The sequence below is a fragment of the Antrihabitans stalactiti genome (genome assembly GCF_012932915.1).
In the GTDB taxonomy this organism is placed as follows: domain Bacteria; phylum Actinomycetota; class Actinomycetes; order Mycobacteriales; family Mycobacteriaceae; genus Antrihabitans; species Antrihabitans stalactiti.
Map to the genome: position 1 here is coordinate 663,592 of NZ_VCQU01000002.1, position 20,358 is coordinate 683,949.

The window sequence follows — 20,358 nt, forward strand, 5'->3', positions numbered from 1 at the left end:
CCCACAGGGGTGAAACTCGCGCACGGTTGTTCTAGCCCAGCGGGTTCAACACCCGATCGAGGAATCGAATGGTCCGCTCGTTCTGTGGGTTGCCGATCACGTCGTCCGGCGGGCCGGTTTCGACGACCAGTCCGCCATCGGTGAACAACACCTGGTCGGCAACCTGGCGCGCGAACTGCAGTTCGTGCGTGACGACGACCAAGGTCCAGCCGCTGGAGGCGAGGTCTTTGATCACCTTCAGCACCTCACCGACGAGCTCCGGATCCAGCGCCGAGGTTGGCTCGTCGAACAGAATCAGCTTGGGGCGCAACGCAAGTGCCCGCGCGATCCCGACCCGCTGCTGCTGACCGCCCGACAATTGGCTCGGATAGGCATTCTCTTTGTGCCCCAGGCCGACTCGCTCCAGCAGTTCCCGGGCCTCGGCGTAGACCTCGTTTTTCGGCCGCTTCTGAACGACGATCGGACCTTCGACAAGGTTCTCGATCGCAGTCTTGTGCGGGAACAGGTTGTGCGACTGGAAGACGAACGCACTCTGCGCTCGATACGCCTTCAGCACCGCCTTGGTCGGTTTCGTGCTGAAGTCGATTTCGACGTCGCCGACCCGGACCACGCCGCCGTCCGGCGCATCGAGGGCGTTGAGTGCGCGCAGCAAGGTCGTCTTGCCGGAGCCGGACGGTCCGATGATCGTCGTCACGGACCCACGCGGCACCCGAATATCGATGCCGCGCAACACCTTGTTGTCACCGAACGACTTGGTGATGCCGGTGGCCTCGATGAGCGGCCGGGCGTCGGACTTCGTGACGTGCTCGTTGCTGGTCATTTCGCGATGTACCTATCCAGTCGATGTTCGAGCTTGCCCTGGCCGAAGGACAACACCAAGCAGATCACCCAGTAGTAGAGCGCCGCGGTGCCGTAGAGCGCGAAGAATTCGAAGCTCGGCGCGGCCGCGATCTGCGCGGTCCGCAGGATTTCGGTGACGAGGATCGTCGATGCCAGCGACGTGTCCTTGACCAATGAGATGAGCGTGTTGGACAGCGGTGGCACCGCGGTCCGTAGCGCTTGCGGAAGGATGATGCGCCGCAACGAGGTTCGGTAATCCATGCCGATCGTCTCGGCGGCCTCCCATTGCCCGCGCGGGATGCTGAGAATCGCCGCGCGGATGATCTCTGCCGCGTAACCGCCGACGTTCAAGGAAAACGCGATGACCGCGGCTGGGAACGGATCGATCGTGATTCCGGCCTGGGGGAGTGCGAAGAAGATGATGAAGAGCTGGACCAGCAGCGGCGTGCCACGAATCAATGAGATGTAGACCCGGGCGAGCCAGGACAGTGGCTTGATCGGCGACAACCGCGCCAACGCCACAGCCAGCGCAATCACCAGTCCGAGGACGAAGCTGATGGCAGTCAGCGGGATCGTGCCCTTCAGGGCCGACTTCGCCAGTGGCCACAGGGTGTCTTTGACCAGTTGGAGTGTGCTTCGCGTCTGCTTCGGCTCGGGATTGAAGTACTTGTCGCCGATCTCTTCGAGGGTGCCGTCGGCGCGAATGTCCTCCAGGCCCTTGTTGATGTCGGCGGTGAGCGGGCTGTTCTTGCGCAGTGCAAACGCCTGAGAGCTCTGCTCACCTACGACGCCGACGGTCTTCAACCCGCTGTCCGGGTGCTGGGCAAGGTAATTCAGCACGGCGAGGTTGTCGTTGATGATGAAGTCGATCCGGCCGTCTTTCAGGATCTGGACCGCTTCGGTGAAACCGTCGACGTCCTCGACCTTTGCGCCTGCCCCACGGGCGGAATCGGCCCAGTTGGAGGTTGACGTCTGGCCCGCGGTCTTTCCGCTCAGATCTGCGACGCCTTTGATGCGGTCGTCGTCGGCGCGGACGACGATCACGCCGTCGGTCTGCACATAGACATCGGTGAGGTCGTAGCGAGCCTTGCGCTCGTCGTTGACCGACACCTGATTCGCGACGACGTCGAATCGATCGGTCTCGAGGTTCTGGAAGATCGAGCGCCACGGGCTCTCGACGAATTCAACGCGCCTGCCGAGCTTCTCGGCAATCGCTTTGATGACGTCGACGTCGTAACCGGTGAGGTCGCCGGTCTCGGGATCGTGGTAGCTGAACGGCGCGTACGTCCCCTCGGTCCCTACGCGCAGCACGTTCGAATCGGAATCGTCCGGACCGCCGCACCCGCTCAGCAATGCCGTGCCCAGGAGGATCGCAAGGACCGCTGATACGTGGAACCTTCGCATTCGGGGAACCCTAGAGGTGATTACCCGACGAAAGAACCTTTTCGCTCACAGGGGTTTTGCGGTGACAAAGATTGCGGTGCCGGGAAAAAGCGCCCCGCGCAGCGGACTCCACTGGCCCCATTCGCGGTCCAGCCATTCGGGCCAATCGGGTTCGACGACGTCCTCGAGAACGAGTCCGGCCGCGACGATCTCCCGTACCCGGTCACCGAGCGTCCGATGATGCTCGACGTAGGTCGGCGTGCCCTGCGCGTCGACCTCTACATAGGGGCTGCGATCGAAATAGGAAATCGTCGCGATCAGCCCGGCCTCACCGGGGTCGTCCGGGAAGATCCACCGCATCGGGTGGTTGACCGCAAACACCCAGCGCCCGCCGGGTCGAAGAACTCGGGCAACTTCGCGCATCAGCAACGCAGAGTCGGCGACGAACGGAACGGCACCGAACGCCGAACATGCGATGTCGAAACTCTCGTTCGCGAACGGCAGGTACTCAGCGCCTGCTTGGACCAAACTGACCCGGTTTCCCGTGCGTTCCATCGCCGCGAGACCGCGCGCGAGCATGCCCATCGAGAGGTCGAGCCCCACTGGACGGGCACCTTGGCTCGCCAACCAGCGCGAACACGGGGCCGATCCGCACCCGACCTCGAGAATTGCCTTGCCCTCGACGTCACCCAGTAGGTGCATGTCGCCCTCGTGCAGACCCTCGGGACACCAGACGAATTCGCCGGCGTCGGAGTCCACACCCAAGAATTCACCGTGCGTTAAGTGGTAGGCATCGGCGTCGGCGTCCCACCAGGAGCGGCTGGCTCGTTGGCTCGTGGCGGAATCGAGCCGCGCCCGACTGACGCCCACGGTCCCTAGCTGGGCGTTTGCGTCGGCGTGACGGTCTTGCGACGCGCCAGGTGCGGGCTCAGGCATGCGATTACTCTAGGGTCGCGACACACTGCGTCCGGTTTGCCCCGCTCAACCGCAGTCGCGTACCCTGTTCCCCGCGAGTGTGTTTGTGCTGCGCCTGTTCAGGTGCGGTACGCCGCGCGCGTGTCCGACAGAACACCCATCGACCGACCTACAACCCGTCCGGAGCAACTCAACACATGCCCTCATCCACCGTCGCCTCGCCGCAGGTAGCCGTAAACGACATCGGCTCCGCCGAGGACTTCCTCGCCGCCATTGACGCAACAATCAAGTACTTCAACGATGGCGACATCGTCGAGGGCACGATTGTGAAGGTCGATCGCGACGAGGTTCTGCTAGACATCGGTTACAAGACCGAAGGTGTCATCCCGTCCCGTGAGCTGTCCATCAAGCACGACGTCGACCCCAACGAGGTCGTTTCCGTCGGTGACTTGATCGAGGCGCTCGTCCTCACCAAAGAGGACAAAGAAGGCCGGCTGATCCTGTCGAAGAAGCGCGCGCAGTACGAACGCGCTTGGGGCACCATCGAGGAGCTCAAGGAAAAGGACGAGGCCGTCAAGGGCACCGTCATCGAGGTCGTCAAGGGTGGTCTCATCCTGGACATCGGCCTCCGTGGCTTCCTTCCCGCGTCGCTCGTCGAGATGCGTCGTGTCCGCGATCTGCAGCCGTACGTCGGCAAGGAGATCGAGGCCAAGATCATCGAGCTCGACAAGAACCGCAACAACGTGGTCCTGTCGCGTCGCGCATGGCTCGAGCAGACCCAGTCCGAGGTCCGCAGCGAGTTCCTGCACCAGCTCCAGAAGGGGCAGGTCCGCAAGGGTGTTGTCTCCTCGATCGTCAACTTCGGTGCCTTCGTGGACCTGGGTGGCGTCGACGGCCTGGTGCACGTCTCCGAGCTGTCTTGGAAGCACATCGACCACCCGTCCGAGGTTGTCGAGGTCGGCACCGAGGTCACCGTCGAGGTTCTCGACGTCGACCTGGACCGCGAGCGCGTGTCGCTGTCGCTCAAGGCAACGCAGGAAGACCCGTGGCGTCAGTTCGCCCGGACCCACGCAATCGGCCAGATCGTGCCCGGCAAGGTCACGAAGCTCGTCCCGTTCGGCGCCTTCGTTCGGGTCGAAGAGGGCATCGAGGGCTTGGTCCACATCTCGGAGCTGGCCGAGCGCCACGTCGAGGTCCCGGACCAGGTTGTCGGCGTTGGCGACGATGCGATGGTCAAGGTCATCGACATCGACCTCGAACGTCGTCGGATCTCGCTGAGCCTCAAGCAGGCCAACGAGGATTACCACGCCGAATTCGATCCGTCGAAGTACGGCATGGCCGACAGCTACGACGAAGCGGGCAACTACATCTTCCCCGAGGGCTTCGACTCCGAGACCAACGACTGGATCGAAGGTTTCGACAAGCAGCGTGAAGAGTGGGAAGGCCGTTACGCCGAGGCCGAGCGTCGTCACAAGATGCACACCGCTCAGATGGAGAAGATGGCCGCCGACGCCGCAGCCGAGGCTGCAGGGTCGTCGAACTACTCCTCCGAGTCCGGTGCTTCGTCCGACGAGGCCGGCGCCAGCGCCGGGTCCTCCGCTCCTGCCGAGTCCGCAGGCGGCTCGCTCGCCAGCGACGCTCAGCTCGCCGCACTTCGCGAGAAGCTTTCGGGCAACTCCTGATCTGTAGCTGAAGAAAGGCCCCGATCCGTATGGATCGGGGCCTTTTTCGTTGGCGGGATGCCTGCGCCGCTAAAACACAAAAGGCCCAACCCCAGTGGGGTTGAGCCGCTTGTGCAGTGAGGGGTTCAGCTGGCAGTGGCGGGAACCCAGTGCGTTGCCGCTGATTCGGTTCGCTTGCGCATCGCTGCAAAGCTGTGACGGGCAGGGCTGATCAGCGAGGTGAACCAATTACGACGGTGCTCCGCAAGCGCATTTGCCACTGAGGGAATCAGAATGCAGTGCACCCCGTTCACCATGCCCAGGCGGTGCCGACCGGCCTGGTGTTGATTGCTTCGCATGGAATTCCTTTGTTCGAGATGGTTGGCCTGGCACACCACGTGCAACATAACCGACATATTGATGAACCTGATGCATTTGGGACTGGTGCTCTATCGGCGTGTTGAATGAGAGACTGAGCACGTGTTGAGAATTGGGCTCACGGGTGGAATGGGCGCAGGTAAGTCGACAGTGTCGAAACTGTTGGCTGATCACGGCGCGGTCATAGTCGATTCGGATCGAATTGCGCGCGAAGTGGTCGAGCCTGGGACGCCGGGTCTCGCGTCGCTGGTCGACGCATTCGGTCCCGAGATATTGCACGACGACGGCAATCTCGACCGGGCAGCGTTGGCAGCCAAAGCTTTCGGCAGCGACGACGCCCGAAAGCAGCTCAATTCGATCACTCATCCATTGATCGGCAAGCGAACTGCCGAGCTGATCGAATCCGCACCTGCGGATGCAATTGTGGTGCAGGATATTCCGCTGCTCGTCGAAGGCGGCTTGGCACCGTTGTTCAACTTGGTGATCGTCGTGTGGGTCGATGCCGAGGAACGGGTCCGGCGACTTATGCAGTATCGCGAGATCGCCGAAGATGATGCGCGAGCGCGTATTGCGGCGCAGGCAACCGACGATCAGCGCCGCGCGGTCGCCGATGTGTGGCTCGACAACAGCGGTCCGGTGGGATCGCTGGACGACGAGGTGGGTCGGCTGTGGGACGAGCGCCTAGTGCCGTTCGAGCGAAATGTGCGTGAGGGCAACGTCGCAGCACCGGCTCGAGTGGTCGTGCCCGCAAATCCGGAGTGGCCCAGGCAAGCTCAGCGGCTCATCGCTCGCCTGTGGGTGTTGGCCGGTGAAAAGGCCGCAGCCATCCATCATGTCGGCCCGACCGCACTCGGCGACGATGCAATCGACGTCATCGATCTGACGATCACGGTCGCGGACAATTCGTCGTCGGAAGCCTTGTCGCAATCGCTTGCAGCGGGCGGTTTTCCTCGTGCTGACGGCGTCAGGCGCCACGGCTCTGCCGATCCCGGACGTCCAGCGCGGCTGCAGATGAGCTGAGCGGGTCACCGCCAGGTGATCGGCATATCCAACGATTCGAGCCAGGCCTCGCAGCTGTAACCATGCGCCGCGATGCCGTCGACTGCAGCGACCGCCTTCGCCACGGCATCTTCGGCGGTGGCTGCGCTGAGCAATCCGGCGGAGTTGGCGGCGATCAGTTCGTCGACGTCGAGTAGCTCAGTGCTTTCGCCGGTCAGGACGACGAGGTCGAGGTAATGGTCCACCGAGGTCCAGACGTCGGGTCCGGAGGTGAACTCACCGATGTCGATATAGATCCGCCCGACCGTCATGTCTTCGCGCATGTGAAAGATCGAGGCGCGGAGTCCGACGGACGGCAACAGCCACGATTCGAGGTAGTGGAAGCGTTGGTGGTCCGACGGCCGCGCCATGTACAGGCCCCACGGCTCGACCCGGTAGGAGTCGACGAGGCGGACGAAGCCCTTCGGGTCGGTGTTGGTGCGGCCGGGAACGTCGAAGTACTCCACCTTCGGCTTATGCACATCGACCACACTGAAGAAGTTAGCCGAGAACGTGTCGGTGCGTCCGCTTACTCTGGTTAGCATGGCGTTTGCAACCGAGTATCCCATCGCTCATTCGGAGCACCGACCGGTCGGCGAGCTGATCGAGCGGACCGAGGGTGTTTTCAAGGTCGTCAGCGATCATCAGCCTGCCGGTGATCAGCCTGCGGCGATTGCCGACCTGGAGCGTCGCATCAGGGCGGGAGAGAAGGACGTCGTCCTGCTGGGTGCTACCGGAACCGGTAAGTCGGCGACGACGGCGTGGCTGATCGAGAAGTTGCAGCGGCCGACGTTGGTGATGGCGCCGAACAAGACTCTGGCCGCCCAGCTGGCGAACGAGCTGCGCGAGATGCTGCCGCACAATGCGGTCGAGTACTTCGTCTCGTACTACGACTACTACCAGCCCGAGGCGTACATCGCCCAGACCGATACCTACATCGAAAAAGACAGCTCGATCAACGACGACGTCGAGCGCCTGCGGCACTCGGCGACGTCGAGCCTGCTGTCGCGCCGCGACGTCGTGGTGGTTGCGTCGGTGTCGTGCATCTACGGTCTCGGCACGCCGCAGTCGTACCTGGATCGGTCCGTGCAGCTGGAGGTCGGGGCACAGATCGACCGGGACGCGTTGCTTCGGTTGCTCGTCGACGTTCAGTACACGCGCAACGACCTGTCGTTCGTCCGCGGATCGTTCCGGGTGCGTGGCGATACCGTCGAAATCATCCCGTCGTATGAAGAGTTGGCGGTCCGTATCGAGTTCTTCGGGGACGAGATCGAGTCGCTGTACTACCTGCATCCGCTGACGGGCGACGTCGTCCGCGAGGTCCAGCAGCTGCGCATCTTCCCTGCGACGCACTACGTCGCAGGGCCGGAGCGCATGGAGCGCGCGGTGCGCGACATCGAGGCCGAACTCGCCGACCGGCTCGCCCAGCTGGAAAAGCAGGGCAAGCTCCTCGAGGCTCAGCGGCTGCGGATGCGCACGCAGTACGACCTGGAGATGATTCGTCAGGTCGGGTTCTGCTCCGGCATCGAGAACTATTCACGCCACATCGACGGGCGCGCGGCGGGGACGGCCCCCGCGACCTTGATCGATTACTTCCCCGAAGACTTCTTGCTGGTCATCGACGAATCGCACGTGACGGTGCCGCAGATCGGCGGCATGTACGAGGGCGATATGTCGCGCAAGCGCAACCTCGTCGAGTTCGGGTTCCGGCTACCGTCAGCGGTCGACAACCGGCCGCTGACGTGGGAGGAGTTCGCGGACCGGATCGGTCAGGCGGTCTACCTGTCCGCAACGCCGGGCAACTACGAGCTGGCGCAGGCCGGCGGCGAGTTCGTCGAGCAGGTCATTCGCCCGACCGGCTTGGTCGACCCGCACGTCATTGTGAAGCCGACGAAGGGCCAAATCGACGACTTGGTGCACGAGATCCGCATCCGTGCCGAGAAAGACGAGCGCGTCCTCGTGACGACGCTGACCAAGAAAATGTCCGAGGATCTCACCGACTACCTGCTCGGGCTCGGCATCAGGGTTCGGTATCTGCACTCCGAAATCGACACCCTCCGACGCGTGGAGCTGCTCCGTCAGCTCCGCCTCGGTGAGTACGACGTTCTGGTCGGCATCAACTTGCTTCGCGAAGGCCTCGACCTGCCGGAGGTCTCGCTCGTCGCGATTCTTGACGCAGACAAGGAAGGCTTCCTGCGCAGCAGTACCAGCCTGATTCAGACGATTGGCCGCGCTGCCCGAAATGTTTCCGGCGAAGTGCACATGTATGCGGACAAACTCACCGATTCGATGAAGATCGCCATCGGCGAGACGGAGCGGCGACGCGAGAAGCAAATCGAATACAACAAGAAGATGGGCGTCGACCCGCAGCCGCTGCGAAAGAAGATCGCCGACATCCTCGACCAGGTCTACGAGGAAGCCGAAGATTCGGTCGGCGTCGGTGGGTCCGGTCGCAACCAGAGCCGCGGCCGACGAGCGCAGGGCGAACCGGGCCGCGCATCGACCAGTTCGGGTGTCTTCGAGGGCCGCGACGTGAAGTCGATGCCGAGGGCCGAACTCGCTGACCTGGTCAAGTCACTGACCGATCAGATGATGAACGCCGCGCGCGATCTGCAGTTCGAACTCGCAGGCCGGTTGCGCGACGAAATCCAGGACCTCAAGAAGGAACTGCGCGGAATGGACGCAGCTGGGCTGAAGTAACCCGCTAGCTCGTGATGTCCTTGCGGACGAAGTGGATCCAGCCGACCACACAGAAGACGGACGCGTAAGCGAGCGCGGAGAACGAGCCGATGGCGATGTCGTGCCAGTCGATGGATGGCGCGAGGGTCCGGGTCCAGCTGTACGCGAAATGCCCGGGCAGCAGGTTTCGCAGCGAACCGAGCGCGGTGATCTGGTCGAGAATCTGCACGAGTATCGCGACCATCACCGTGCCGCCGACCGCGCCGAGGGGAGCGTCGGTGAGAACGGACAACAACAAGGCGAGGCCTGCGACCCACGTCAGGTTGATGGCAATGTAGCCGAGCGCCAGCACGAGCCGCATTGCTGCCGTCTGGTACGGCAATGAGTCGCCGAACGGCGTGACCAGTGGGTCCGCGCCGTACAGCAGAGTGCCGAGACTCAACGCCGAGACGACGAGCACAACCAGGGCCACCAAGGAAAGCGCTGCCGCGACAAGAGCTTTCACCGCGAGCATCCGCGACCGTGGAATCGGGATCGTCAGCAGGTACCGCAGGCTCGACCACGCAGCTTCGCTCGCGACCGAGTCGCCGAAGAACAACGACACCACCACGACCAGTAGGAAGCCGACCGACATCAAGAGCGTGAACACGGTGAAGTTCACGCCACCGCGCGTCGCCAATTCGATGAGGCCGGAACCAGATCCCGCGTCCGCGCCGCCGATCGCGAACGCGGCGGCCAGGATTCCCGGCAACAGCGCGACGAATCCGATCGCCAGCTGGGTGCGTCGGCGGCGAAGCTGGCGTTCGAACTCGACGCGGACCGGCAGGGTCCGGGCGGGCCGGTAGCCCACTGCGCGACCGTCGGGATGAGTCATCGGGCGGGCTCCTTTTCGCTCGCGCCGTCCACGGCTCGCGGGTCGTGCACCAGCGCGAGGAACACATCCTCTAGCCGGGTCGACGAGGTGACCCCGCTGACCGCGACGCCTGCGTCGACCAACGCCCGGACCACGTCCGCCGGCGCTGCGGTGCCCATGTCGATCCGCAGGCGAGGGTTGTCGCCGTCGGTCGCGACCACCCGCCCGAGGCCGACCAAGCCCTTGAGAGCGGCCGCCCCGCGAGCGGAGTCGTCGACCCGAATCTCGGTCGGTCCGCCTGCGGAGACGAGGTCGCGGACCGAGCCGGAGCTGATCACCTTGCCCTGATTCATCACGACCACATGCGTGCAGGTCTGCTCGACCTCGGCCAGCAGGTGGCTCGACACCACGACGGTCCGGCCGCGTTTGGCGTACGAGATCAACACATCACGCATCGTCCGAATCTGCGGCGGGTCGAGACCGTTGGTCGGCTCGTCGAGAATGAGCAGGTCAGGCAGGCCGAGCATCGCTTGCGCGATCGCGAGCCGCTGCCGCATGCCGTGACTGTACGACCGAACCTTCCGATCGATGGCCGCGCCGAGATCGGCGATTGCGACGACTTCGTCGAGGTGCGCGTCTTCCGCCGGACGACCTGTCGCGAGCCAGAACAAGCGCAGGTTCTCCGCGCCGGACAGATGGGGGAGCAGACCGGGCCCATCGATGAATGCGCCGAGCCGAGAAAGGACGGGCGCTCCCGCAGTGATCTTGTGACCGAACACCCGGACCTCGCCCGCGGCGGGCTTGATCAGGCCCATCACCATGCGCAACGTCGTCGTTTTCCCTGCGCCATTGGGTCCGAGCAGGCCGAGCACTTGACCGTGCTCCACGCGGAAGCTCACGCCGTCGACTGCGCGGAACCCGTTCGAATAGGTCTTCGCGAGGTTGGTGACCACGAGAGGAACGTGCGCCAACTCGGGATCGGCGTCGGCGGTTCCGCGCCTGCGGGTCCACACCTTGACGGCGATGAACGCGACAACGAAGAAGGCCACGATTGCACCGATGCCGATCAGCGGCGACAACGGCACCGCGCGAGCAGTCGGTGAGCCATCGACGGTCGGGATCTGCACCTGCGGGTCGGCGAGCTCGACGCTGAAGACCGCGGGATTCACGGGCACCGCATAGGCCTGATCGGTTGTGCCTACGGCGATTTCGATGTGGTGGCCCTCTGCCAGCTGATACGCGATGCCCGGCAAGGTGATCCGCGCGTTCTGCGGGGCTCCGTCGGGGGAGTCGGGCAGGCGGATTGCCGACACCGCGCCGCCTGGCAGTGTGCGGCGACCGTCGGGGCTGACGTCGTAGAGCTTGGCAAAAAGTACGGATTCACCAGGGGCGGCGAAGGATTGGATGCGCAGATCGACGGTCGCCGACCCGGTGATCGTGAGTGGTGACGTCACCGGCTGAGTACTGAACGTCGCGGCCTGACCAGGCGGGTCGGTGCCGATGATGTCGAGACCGGGTAACGCCACCGACAACACCGAGCCGAGCCCCGGCACACTCGACACAGCGGACGGTGCGGCCCCTGGCGGTCGAATGATGTTCTGCGGCACGGGGGACTTCGCCAACAGCGGCAGCGCCCGGACCTCGGCGGCGTCGGTCCCCTGCAAACCGGGGTAATTCGGTGCCGCCATCCGGCGGCTCGGAATTTCGCCCTGCTCGTTGGCGGTGCCAGGCAACGCGTAGTTGAAGGGCGCGTCGCTGGTCGGACGCAGCTTGCCGTCGATCAGGGTGTCGTGCAGGAAGGCCCGCATCGCCGAATCGCCTCGAGCAGCGTCGCCGTCGTGACCACCGTTGAACCACCGAACCTCGACCGGCGTACCGGCAGCAGCGATTTGATGGGCGGTGGCGTCAGCCTGATCGAGACCGAAGAGGGTATCGCGCTGACCTTGGACAAGAAGGGTCGGTGCCTTGATGTTCGACGCGTAGGCAACCGGCGAGTGAGATCGGAAGAGCGCCAGCAGTTCCGGTGTCGGCGTTCCGGAGACGAGCGACTGGACGCTCGCACGGCACAGGGCTTCGTCGAACCGGCCACAGATCTGCTCGCCGACGCTGGCAGGTGGTCCGGTGTCGGTCGGCGCGTCCTCGTCGGGGGCACTGCCCGTGCCAAAAAATACTCCGGCCCAGCCGCGTTTGAGCACGCCGGGCGCCGCGACCCCCGTGCCGGACAAGGGTGTCGCATAATTCGGAAAGAACGCTTGGCCCAGGTCGTTCCAGGTGATCGCGGAGGCGATGGCGTCGATTCGCGGATCGGTGCCGCCGAGCATCAATGCGAGTGCGCCGCCGTACGATCCACCCGTGACTCCGACGTGTGGGTCGCCGGGCGCGTCCAGCGCGACCTCGGGGCGAACGGCCAGCCAGCTCACCAACTCTCTTGCGTCCGCGACCTCGCGGTCGGGGTCGTTGATCGAGATGGTGCCGGTGCTCTTGCCGAATCCTCTTGCACTGTAGGTGAGTACGACGAACCCGTCTCTAGCGAGCCGCCGCGCCTGATTGTCGACCGATTCTTTGCTCCCACCGAAGCCGTGGGCAAGCAGGACGGCGGGGGCAGGCGTCGACTCCGGCTCGTACACGCGTGCGTCCAGCGCTATTGTTGCCGCGTCGCCTGGTCCGGCGGGCACGGTGATGGAGACGTCTTCGGTGGGAACCGACGGCGCGTCATCGGATTTCGATGCCGCGAAACCGAGCACAACGACTATCGCGGCGGCACCGGCGATCGCAGTTGCGCGCCGCCACCGAATTCGCATCACACCAATGTATGCGGCAATTTCGATCACTGACGGTGCGCAGTTGTGTGTTTAGCCGCAAATGCGCCTCATCCAGGGCCGATAAGGCTAGGGTCAGCACGAAGGTCTACTGCACCCCTGGAGGAACGAATGACCGCGTACCGGACCATAGTCGTCGGGACTGATGGCTCCGACTCGTCGTATAAAGCCGTCGAGAAGGCCGCATCGCTCGCTGGTGACGAATCGGCGAAGCTCGTCATCGCTTGCGCGTACTACCCGACGGACGAGCGCGACCTCGGCGCCGCGGCGGACGTGTTGAAGGGCGACGCATACCAAGTACGGGGTTCCAGCCCAACGGACGAGATTCTGCGGACGGCGAAAGAGAAGGCCACTGCCGCCGGCGCCACCACCGTTGTGCTCCGCCCAGTCGTCGGCGCGCCCGTGGATGCGCTGCTCGGGTTGATCGACGAAACACAGGCAGATCTGCTGGTTGTCGGAAACCGGGGTTTGAACTCCCTTACCGGCCGCCTCCTCGGGTCCGTGCCATCCGACATCGCGCGCAAGACGGCGTCCGACGTTCTGATCGTGCACACGGTTCGCTGACGCTTTCGTCTCAGCAGTACCTGGACCGTGCCGTGTCCAGGTACAGCTGCGCAACCTGGGCGCCGGTCAGCTTGCCTGCTGACATCATTGCCGCGTAGTCCGCAAGCGGACGAAGGTTGGCGACAATCTCGGTCTCGGGGGTGCCGTCCGAGATCTGGCGGCAGATGCCCTGCACCATCGCCAGGGTGGTCGAATCGGGCTGGCTCGCGGGCACTCCCGCCGCGAGCAGCGCGTCCTTGTAGCCCTGGGCTTTGGCGTCGAGCCCGCTGAGCGCAACGGCGCTCAGCGTTGTCGTCGATGTCGGTGAGGTATCCGACGCCGGCGACGAGCAGCCGAGCAGCACCAACATGGCTGCTGAGGCGCCGACGGCGACCTCGATCCTCACCGCGTGACCGCATGGACTCGTTCGAGCACTGCGGGCAGTTCCTGCGAATGAATAACGCCCAGACGTTGCGTTGCGCGAGTGAGTGCAACATAAAGATCGTTCATCCCGCGGGGTGATTCATCGAGAATGTGTTGCGGGTCGACGATGAACACCGAATCGAATTCCAGCCCTTTCACGTCTCGAACGGTCAGGACGCTGACGGTGTCGGACTCCAGACCGGCGAGCCGGGCGCGCAGGTCGTGCCCTGCAATGACCGCGCTGATACCGGGCCCGGTTTCGGCGGCGACGTGACGGCGAACCGCTGCCTCCAAATCATCCTCGTCGACGCGCTCGACCCATGGCGGTGCGCCCGAGTTGCGGATCGAGCGAGGAATCGTCGCCTCCGGATCGATCGCGGCCAGAACGTCTTCGGCAACATCCATGATCTCCGCGGGAGTGCGGTAGTTGACCGTCAACTCGGCAAGCTTCCAACGTCGCGCGACGTAGGGTTCCAAAATCCGCTGCCACGACGATGTGCCCGCCGGATCACCGGTTTGCGCGACATCGCCGACGACCGTGATCCAGCGATTCGGGATGCGGCGCATCACCATTCGCCACGCCAACTCCGACAACTCCTGCGCCTCGTCGACGATCACGTGACCGTAGGTCCAGGTTCGGTCGCCTGCGGCACGCTCGGCCGTCGTGAGCCGGGTGCCCGTCGACTGACGTTGCGCGAGCTGACTGGCGTCGATCAGGTCGTAGGCCATCAGAATCTCGGGATCGACCTCGTCTTCGAGATCCTGTGGCGCGGAACCCGTCAGAATGTCGAGTGCGCCCTGGGCATCCGCGATCTGTGCACGCCACCGTCGGTCCGCGCGTTCCTTCTCCTCGGCGTCGTCGACGCCCAGCAGTTCGGCAAGTTCGTCCAGCAGGGGAGCGTCCGCAGCGGAGAAACTCCACTCGTCGCCGAGCAGCAGGCTCGCTCGGTCGTCGTCGGTGAGGTCCGGCGCTGCGGTCGCAAGTCGGGTAGGCGACGACAGCAGCTCGATCAGGACGTCCTGTGGCGACAGCTCCGGCCACAGCCGACCGATGGCACCCATGACCTCGGGGTCGGACCGCAATTCATCACGGATGTCGGCGATGTCGTCGCGGCTGAGCAGATTGGCGCCCCCGACGACGTTCTCGCCGAGTGCGATCACGACCTGATCGGCCAGTGAATCGATGATGCTGGACACGAAGATCGGTCGCGCGAGGTTGTGCGGTCGGCGAGATGATCGGGCCCGGCCACGCGCCCGCGTCACGATGCGACGGTCGAGAAGCACGGTGACCGAATCGAAGCGCAAAGGCACGGCTGTCTCGGGCAGTTCCTGCCGATCCCGGACCGCGTTGCGCAAGATGTCGATCATGGCAAGCGAACCCTTGAGCTCGCCGCCGCGAATCGTGTCCTCGCGCGACGCACGCACACCGGGGTACAGATCGCCGATCGTGGACAGCAGCACGCCGGTCTCGCCGAGCGAGGGCAGCACCTGACCGATGTAGTCGAGGAACGTCGCATTCGGACCAATGATGAGCACGCCACTCTTCGCCAGCTGCTGACGGTAGGTGTAGAGCAGGTAGGCCGCGCGGTGCAGAGCGACCGCAGTTTTGCCGGTGCCTGGACCGCCTTGGACGACCAGAACGCTCTTGTGGTCGGACCTGATGATCGCGTCCTGCTCGCCTTGGATCGTCTCGACGATGTCGTTCATGTGCCCGGTGCGGGCGGCGTTGAGTGCGGCGAGCAAGGCGCTTTCGGTGCCGACGCTGCCGCCGTCGATCCGACCCGCCGATTCGGCGGCGTCGAGGTCCAGATACTCGTCGTTGATCGACGTGACGCGACGACTGCGGGTCCGGATATGCCTGCGCCGCGTGACGCCGTCGGGTGCCGCGGTTGTCGCCAGATAGAACGGTCGAGCGAGAGGCGCTCGCCAATCGAGTAGGAGCGTTTCGAAGTCGTTCTTCTCGTCCAAGACCCCGATGCGGCCGATGTAGCGCTCTTCCAAATCATCGAGGTCGATCCGGCCGAAACAGAGACCGTTTTCCGCAGCGTCGTACTTCGCCAAATCCTCGGCATACATCTGGCTGAACGATTCGCGCTCACTTCTCGCCTGCGGCGTTCCGCCCGTCTCGAGCAGGACTTTGCTCAAGCGAGTGGACGCATACGCGCGCATCGTGTCGAGCTGTTGGTACAGCATCGACACGTACGCCTGCTCACGGTCGAGTGCACTCTGGCCGTCCTCAGGCAATAGATCTCCTCGGTTTCGGACGCGACGAAAACTGTCGCGAAAACGGCCTTGAGGAGTCTAGTGCGACATTGCAATCCGCGCCGAAGTGCGGGGTCAGAGGGCCTAGCGGTCGCGAAGGTCCGCGGCGCGCTCCCGAGCAGCTTCGGCGAGCTCGGCGCCTCTGGTCTTTGCGGCATCGGCGAGGACCGGACCGCGTTCGCGAGCGATATCGGCGAGTTCGGCGCCCTTGCTCTTGGCGGCTTCGGCCAACACCGGTCCGCGTTCGCGAGCAATGTCGGCCAGTTCGGCACCGCGATGCTGCGCAACGTCGGCAAGCGAACGCCCGCGCTCGGCTGCGATGTGCAGACCGTGGCTGACCTTTTCGCCCACCGCGTGGTCGGAGGAGCTTTCTCCGATAGGCAGCGCAGCAGACACAGCAGCGGCGGCCGCTGCTGCGGCCTTCCTGCCGCGCCAGCCGAGGGACGGCTTACCTTCGGTGTCGACGGACGCAATCATCAAGCCGCCGAGCAGGCTGAGGCCGGTCAAGAACTCGGTCCGCTCTTGGGCCTTGCGGTCCGGATCGGTCTCGGTCCAGAAGGCGTGCTGGCCGAGCTGGCCTGGAAGTAGCGTTCCCGCAAGGACAACCGATGCCAGCCGCGGCACCCGTCCGGATGCCAGGAGTGCGCCACCGGCGATTTGAGCTGCGGCGTTCGCGCGGATGATGGTCTCGGCGTCGGCCTGGACACCGGACTTCTCGAGCATCGGCCTCGCGGCGTCCGCGTTCAGTTTGGTGTTTCTCAGTGCGTCGACGCCCTTGGCGATGAAGATGGTCGACAGGAGTGGTCGGGCAATTCTGCGAATCAGCATGCTTCGAGAGTTCCCAGCCGCCCAGATTCGAAACGTAAGGTTGCGTGCATGGCGACCAGCAAGAGCAAGTCTCCTGCGATCGAACTCGAAGTCGGCGACCGCACGGTCCGGATTTCCAATCCCGACCGGGTTTATTTCCCTGCGACGGGTGCGACGAAGCTGGATCTGGCGAATTACTACATCAGCGTCGGCGACGGCATCGTCCGGGCGCTGCGCGAGCGTCCGTGCATGCTGCACCGGTTTCCAGATGGCCTTGCCGGCGAGAAGGTGCACCAGAAGCGGTTGCCGCACGGTGCGCCGGACTGGGTGCAGACGGTCCGTGTCCACTTTCCGCGCTACAACCGGAATGCGGACGAACTGTGCGTCACGCACATCGCCGATGTGGTGTGGGCGGTGCAGATGTCGACTGTGGAATTCCACCCGTGGAACAGTCGGCGCGCTGACGTCGAGCGACCCGACGAATGGCGTATCGACCTCGACCCGATGCCCGATTGCGGTTTCGACCGCGTGCAGCGCGTGGCAGGGGTGGCGCATGAAGTGCTCGATGAACTCGGCGCCGTCGGCTGGCCGAAGACATCGGGCGGCAAGGGCATGCACATCTACGTCCGCATCCGGCCGGACTGGAGTTTCGGCGATGTCCGAAGGGCCGCACTGGCATTCGCGCGCGAGGTCGAGCGTCGGGCACCAGACGACGTGACCACCACGTGGTGGCGCAAAGACCGTGACCCAGCCAAGTTGTTCGTCGATTACAACCAGAACGCCCGCGATCACACCATCGCCAGCGCGTATTCGGTCCGCGGTGTTCCCGATGCGACCGTGTCCACGCCCATTGCGTGGGACGAGGTCGACGACGTGAATCCGCACGACTTCACGATCGCTACGGTGCCAGCGAGATTCGCCGAACTCGGCGACCTGCACGCCGGCATCGACGACGCGGTGTTCTCGATCGAACCGCTTCTCGAATGGGCCGAACGCGACGAGCACGACGGCGCCGCCGATCCCGGTGGAACCGACCTGGACGACTGAAGGATGGCTGTGAAACGTAGCGCGATCGTGTGGTTTCGGCGCGACCTCCGCCTTGGTGATCTCCCGACCCTGCTGAGCGCTGCCGATGCGGCGGACCACTGCCTGGCATTGTTCGTCCTCGACGAGAAGTTGCTTGGACCATCGGGTCCGGCGCGGCGGACGTATCTGTACCGCTGCCTGCGAGCGCTCGATGAGCAGCTCGGCGGGCGGCTGCTGGTCGTGAAAGGCGACCCCGTCGACGTCTTGCCGAAAGTCGCGTCGTCGATCGACGCCGAGACGGTCCACATCAGCGCCGACTACGGACCGTACGGCACCCGACGGGACACCGAGGTCGGCGAGGCGCTCGGCTCGGTCGAACTCGTCGCGACAGGGTCGCCGTATGCCGTCGCGCCCGGTCGAATTCGCAAATCCGACGACACACCGTACAAAGTCTTCACACCGTTTCGGCGCGCGTGGTACGAGCACGGGTGGCGCGCTCCGGCGCAGACCGATGCGAAGACGGTCCGTTGGCTCGAGCCCGACCTGCCCGACCGCATCGCTATTCCCGACGACGAAGACCTCGGCGAGACAACGCTGCCAGCAGCGGGCGAGGCCGCCGCGCTCGCACGGTGGAAGGAGTTTCTCGCCGAGGATCTCGGACAATACGACGACGCACGCAACCGCCCGGACCTCGATGCCAGTAGCCGGTTGTCACCATTTCTGAAGTTCGGTTGCGTGCACCCGCGGACGTTGCTCGCCGACCTTCGTGGCGACGAGCCGAGCACGGCGACACTGCGAAGCGAACTCGCGTGGCGCGATTTCTACGCCGATGTTCTGCACAACCGACCGGATACCGCCAGGAAAAACTTCGACCGGCGATTCGATCGGATCGAGTACGCCAGCGGACGAGAAGCCGACGAAAATTTCGCGGCGTGGTGTGAGGGTCGCACCGGCTTCCCGATCGTGGACGCCGGCATGCGCCAGTTGCTCGGTGAAGGGTGGATGCACAACCGCGTCCGCATGATCACCGCGTCCTTTCTCACCAAGGATCTCCACTTGCCGTGGTGGTGGGGCGCACGTCATTTCATGAGGCACCTCGTCGACGGTGACCTTGCGTCCAACCAGCACGGCTGGCAATGGACTGCGGGGTCCGGCACCGATGCCTCGCCGTATTTTCGCGTCTTCAACCCGACAACCCAGGGCGAGAAGTTCGATCCCAACGGCGACTACGTTCGGCGCTGGGTGCCGGAACTCGCCGGGGTCGCGGGAAAAGCGGTCCACACGTTGAAGGATTCGCGACCGGACGACTACCCGGAGCCGATCGTCGACCACGCGCATGAGCGGGTGGACGCATTGCGCCGTTACGATGACATCAAGGCGTAGACAAATTGCCTATGTTTGTCTAGACGCAAGACATCAAGACGGGTAATGTCCACGTCACTCCCGAACGGAAAGAACTGCTGGACAGCCCATGATTTCGCCGAAGATCCCGTACGTCACAGCCGCGCACAACCTGTTGCGCGAAACCGTTCTCAGCGCAGTCGACGAGCTCATCCGCCACAACGGGTGGGCGGCAACGAGTATCGCGACCGTCGCGCAGGCCGCCGGAGTGAGCCGGCAGACGGTCTACAACGAGTTCGGCTCGCGCAGATCACTCGGCGACGCATACATCCTGCATCGGTTGGACGAGCTGACCGCGGGAATCACGAAAGCGATGGAATCGGCAGAGACCGAGGTAGGGCTCCGCGCAGCGTTGGAACTGTTCTTCGACATGGCCGACGAGCCGTTGATTCAGACGATCCTGTCCGGCTGGTCGAACCAGGAGGATTTGATCGCGCTCATCCGGATGGCGAACGAGCGGGCGACTGCGCGGCTGGCCGAGCTGTTTCGAGCACGGCGACCCGGGCTGTCAGAGGAACAGGCCGTCGTCGTGTCGGACGCGGTGGCTCGAATCGCTTCGTCGCACGCGGTCGCGCCGACGCTGCCGAGGGAAGTCGCGATCGATCGGATCGTCCAATTGGTCGCGATGATCCTCACGGACGCGCCGATCTCGATCGGATGATGCGTCAGAGTTCGTCCGCCCGGACCAGACCGTCCTGAATCGCGCGGACCACTAGCGCGGCCTTGGTCGGCGCTGGTCGGCCGACGGCTGCGTACTTGGTCCGGATGCGGGCAAGGTGCGTGTCGATCGTTCGGACCGTGATGAACAGGCTCTTGGCTACCAACGCTTTCGATTCGGTCTGGAACCAGCTCAGCAGCACTTCGCGTTCCCGTTGCGACAAGCGCGGCTGTGTTTGTGCGTCGTCGGCACTCATCGCCTTCGCCATGGTCGGGCTCAAATACGAGCGGTCCGTTGCAGCAGCTTCGATCGCTGCGACGAGGTGCGCGCGACCTTCTGCTTTCGACAGATACGTCACGACGCCGAGGTCCAGGCATGCGAGAACGAGCGATGAGTCGGTGTGCTGGGAGTAGATGATGACTCGATAGCCTCGCTCGCAGATGATGCGCACAGCCTCGAGATTCGGCGCTTGCCGGTCGAATTGGAGGTCGAGGATCACAACGTCGATCGGCTGCGGTGCCACTGATTCGGCGATGAACTCCGCCGGTTCGGTGTAGGTCGCGACCAGCGATATCGGTGTCTCGGCGGCCTGACACCAGGCTTGGATGCCGTCGTGAATGACGGCGTGATCGTCGATGACCGCGATCCGCACAGCGTCGGTTTCCGGCACCG

General features: G+C 64.3%; 17 protein-coding genes and 1 pseudogene. 7 read left to right on the forward strand and 11 right to left on the reverse strand.

Annotated elements, in window-relative coordinates:
- Nucleotides 1-31 precede the first annotated feature (31 nt).
- The 3 genes from FGL95_RS08825 to FGL95_RS08835 are packed head-to-tail and all read right to left on the reverse strand — an operon-like array spanning nt 32 to nt 3,159.
- The gene (locus tag FGL95_RS08825; RefSeq protein WP_169585815.1) at nt 32-820 is read right to left on the reverse strand and encodes an amino acid ABC transporter ATP-binding protein; all 789 of its coding nucleotides are present in this window, start codon (nt 818-820) and stop codon (nt 32-34) included.
- Complete coding sequence (locus FGL95_RS08830) at nt 817-2,244, reverse strand: ABC transporter substrate-binding protein/permease (RefSeq protein ID WP_169585816.1); 1,428 nt, start codon at nt 2,242-2,244, stop codon at nt 817-819. Before FGL95_RS08830 ends, FGL95_RS08825 begins: the two co-directional genes overlap by 4 nt.
- Before the next feature lie 45 nt (nt 2,245-2,289).
- A complete protein-coding gene (locus tag FGL95_RS08835; protein ID WP_169585817.1) occupies nt 2,290-3,159 on the reverse strand; it encodes a class I SAM-dependent methyltransferase in 870 nt (289 codons plus the stop codon).
- A gap of 176 nt (nt 3,160-3,335) precedes the next feature.
- On the opposite strand from FGL95_RS08835, the gene rpsA reads away from it, so the two are divergent.
- Nucleotides 3,336-4,820 (forward strand): 30S ribosomal protein S1, encoded by a 1,485-nt coding sequence (gene rpsA, locus FGL95_RS08840; RefSeq protein ID WP_169585818.1) that lies wholly within the window; start codon nt 3,336-3,338, stop codon nt 4,818-4,820.
- A 125-nt stretch (nt 4,821-4,945) separates the two neighbouring features.
- Here the strand turns inward: rpsA and FGL95_RS08845 are convergent, their stop codons facing one another.
- A complete protein-coding gene (locus FGL95_RS08845) occupies nt 4,946-5,158 on the reverse strand; it encodes a hypothetical protein (protein WP_169585819.1) in 213 nt (70 codons plus the stop codon).
- A 121-nt stretch (nt 5,159-5,279) separates the two neighbouring features.
- Here FGL95_RS08845 and coaE point away from each other — a divergent pair.
- A pseudogene (coaE, locus tag FGL95_RS08850) lies at nt 5,280-6,191 on the forward strand (dephospho-CoA kinase); the annotation flags it as partial.
- Between the two features lie 11 nt (nt 6,192-6,202).
- Here coaE and FGL95_RS08855 read toward each other — a convergent pair.
- The gene (locus FGL95_RS08855; protein WP_420838028.1) at nt 6,203-6,706 is read right to left on the reverse strand and encodes a ribonuclease FAU-1 family protein; all 504 of its coding nucleotides are present in this window, start codon (nt 6,704-6,706) and stop codon (nt 6,203-6,205) included.
- Nucleotides 6,707-6,758: 52 nt separating this feature from the next.
- Here FGL95_RS08855 and uvrB point away from each other — a divergent pair, with 52 nt between their 5' ends.
- Entirely contained in the window at nt 6,759-8,915 is a 2,157-nt protein-coding gene (gene uvrB / locus FGL95_RS08860) for an excinuclease ABC subunit UvrB (RefSeq protein ID WP_169585821.1), read from the forward strand.
- 4 nt (nt 8,916-8,919) lie between these two features.
- Here the strand turns inward: uvrB and FGL95_RS08865 are convergent, their stop codons facing one another.
- On the reverse strand, nt 8,920-9,768 hold the full coding sequence (locus FGL95_RS08865) for an ABC transporter permease (RefSeq protein WP_169585822.1): 849 nt from the start codon (nt 9,766-9,768) through the stop codon (nt 8,920-8,922).
- Nucleotides 9,765-12,548 carry an alpha/beta fold hydrolase gene (locus FGL95_RS08870; RefSeq protein ID WP_169585823.1) on the reverse strand — a complete coding sequence of 928 codons (2,784 nt, stop codon included), beginning with the start codon at nt 12,546-12,548 and terminating at the stop codon, nt 9,765-9,767. Before FGL95_RS08870 ends, FGL95_RS08865 begins: the two co-directional genes overlap by 4 nt.
- Before the next feature lie 129 nt (nt 12,549-12,677).
- On the opposite strand from FGL95_RS08870, the gene FGL95_RS08875 reads away from it, so the two are divergent.
- Complete coding sequence (locus FGL95_RS08875; protein ID WP_169585824.1) at nt 12,678-13,130, forward strand: universal stress protein; 453 nt, start codon at nt 12,678-12,680, stop codon at nt 13,128-13,130.
- Nucleotides 13,131-13,140: 10 nt separating this feature from the next.
- Here the strand turns inward: FGL95_RS08875 and FGL95_RS08880 are convergent, their stop codons facing one another.
- The 3 genes from FGL95_RS08880 to FGL95_RS08890 all read right to left on the reverse strand — a co-directional run bounded on the left by FGL95_RS08880 (nt 13,141) and on the right by FGL95_RS08890 (nt 16,622).
- Nucleotides 13,141-13,515 (reverse strand): DUF732 domain-containing protein, encoded by a 375-nt coding sequence (locus FGL95_RS08880; protein ID WP_169585825.1) that lies wholly within the window; start codon nt 13,513-13,515, stop codon nt 13,141-13,143.
- The gene (locus FGL95_RS08885; protein ID WP_169585826.1) at nt 13,512-15,776 is read right to left on the reverse strand and encodes a HelD family protein; all 2,265 of its coding nucleotides are present in this window, start codon (nt 15,774-15,776) and stop codon (nt 13,512-13,514) included. The genes FGL95_RS08880 and FGL95_RS08885 overlap by 4 nt, the downstream gene beginning before the upstream one ends.
- 102 nt (nt 15,777-15,878) lie before the next feature.
- On the reverse strand, nt 15,879-16,622 hold the full coding sequence (locus FGL95_RS08890; RefSeq protein ID WP_169585827.1) for a DoxX family protein: 744 nt from the start codon (nt 16,620-16,622) through the stop codon (nt 15,879-15,881).
- A gap of 48 nt (nt 16,623-16,670) precedes the next feature.
- Here FGL95_RS08890 and ligD point away from each other — a divergent pair, with 48 nt between their 5' ends.
- From ligD to FGL95_RS08905, 3 genes are all read left to right on the forward strand, one after another.
- Complete coding sequence (gene ligD, locus FGL95_RS08895) at nt 16,671-17,648, forward strand: non-homologous end-joining DNA ligase (RefSeq protein ID WP_169585828.1); 978 nt, start codon at nt 16,671-16,673, stop codon at nt 17,646-17,648.
- Nucleotides 17,649-17,651: 3 nt separating this feature from the next.
- Nucleotides 17,652-19,010, forward strand: a complete 1,359-nt coding sequence (locus tag FGL95_RS08900) for a cryptochrome/photolyase family protein (protein ID WP_206071610.1) — start codon at nt 17,652-17,654, stop codon at nt 19,008-19,010.
- Between the two features lie 88 nt (nt 19,011-19,098).
- Nucleotides 19,099-19,689, forward strand: a complete 591-nt coding sequence (locus FGL95_RS08905) for a TetR/AcrR family transcriptional regulator (protein WP_169585830.1) — start codon at nt 19,099-19,101, stop codon at nt 19,687-19,689.
- Nucleotides 19,690-19,693: 4 nt separating this feature from the next.
- Here FGL95_RS08905 and FGL95_RS32915 read toward each other — a convergent pair whose 3' ends face one another.
- Nucleotides 19,694-20,356 carry a response regulator gene (locus FGL95_RS32915; protein WP_169585831.1) on the reverse strand — a complete coding sequence of 221 codons (663 nt, stop codon included), beginning with the start codon at nt 20,354-20,356 and terminating at the stop codon, nt 19,694-19,696.
- Nucleotides 20,357-20,358 lie beyond the last annotated feature (2 nt).

Bases quoted from the DNA above. Each gene is read 5' to 3' on its own strand.
- FGL95_RS08825 (WP_169585815.1), bottom strand. From the start codon at position 820: ATGACCAGCAACGAGCACGTCACGAAGTCCGACGCCCGGCCGCTCATC.
- FGL95_RS08830 (WP_169585816.1), bottom strand. From the start codon at position 2,244: ATGCGAAGGTTCCACGTATCAGCGGTCCTTGCGATCCTCCTGGGCACG.
- FGL95_RS08835 (WP_169585817.1), bottom strand. From the start codon at position 3,159: ATGCCTGAGCCCGCACCTGGCGCGTCGCAAGACCGTCACGCCGACGCA.
- rpsA (WP_169585818.1), top strand. From the start codon at position 3,336: ATGCCCTCATCCACCGTCGCCTCGCCGCAGGTAGCCGTAAACGACATC.
- FGL95_RS08845 (WP_169585819.1), bottom strand. From the start codon at position 5,158: ATGCGAAGCAATCAACACCAGGCCGGTCGGCACCGCCTGGGCATGGTG.
- uvrB (WP_169585821.1), top strand. From the start codon at position 6,759: ATGGCGTTTGCAACCGAGTATCCCATCGCTCATTCGGAGCACCGACCG.
- FGL95_RS08865 (WP_169585822.1), bottom strand. From the start codon at position 9,768: ATGACTCATCCCGACGGTCGCGCAGTGGGCTACCGGCCCGCCCGGACC.
- FGL95_RS08870 (WP_169585823.1), bottom strand. From the start codon at position 12,548: ATGCGAATTCGGTGGCGGCGCGCAACTGCGATCGCCGGTGCCGCCGCG.
- FGL95_RS08875 (WP_169585824.1), top strand. From the start codon at position 12,678: ATGACCGCGTACCGGACCATAGTCGTCGGGACTGATGGCTCCGACTCG.
- FGL95_RS08890 (WP_169585827.1), bottom strand. From the start codon at position 16,622: ATGCTGATTCGCAGAATTGCCCGACCACTCCTGTCGACCATCTTCATC.
- ligD (WP_169585828.1), top strand. From the start codon at position 16,671: ATGGCGACCAGCAAGAGCAAGTCTCCTGCGATCGAACTCGAAGTCGGC.
- FGL95_RS08900 (WP_206071610.1), top strand. From the start codon at position 17,652: ATGGCTGTGAAACGTAGCGCGATCGTGTGGTTTCGGCGCGACCTCCGC.
- FGL95_RS08905 (WP_169585830.1), top strand. From the start codon at position 19,099: ATGATTTCGCCGAAGATCCCGTACGTCACAGCCGCGCACAACCTGTTG.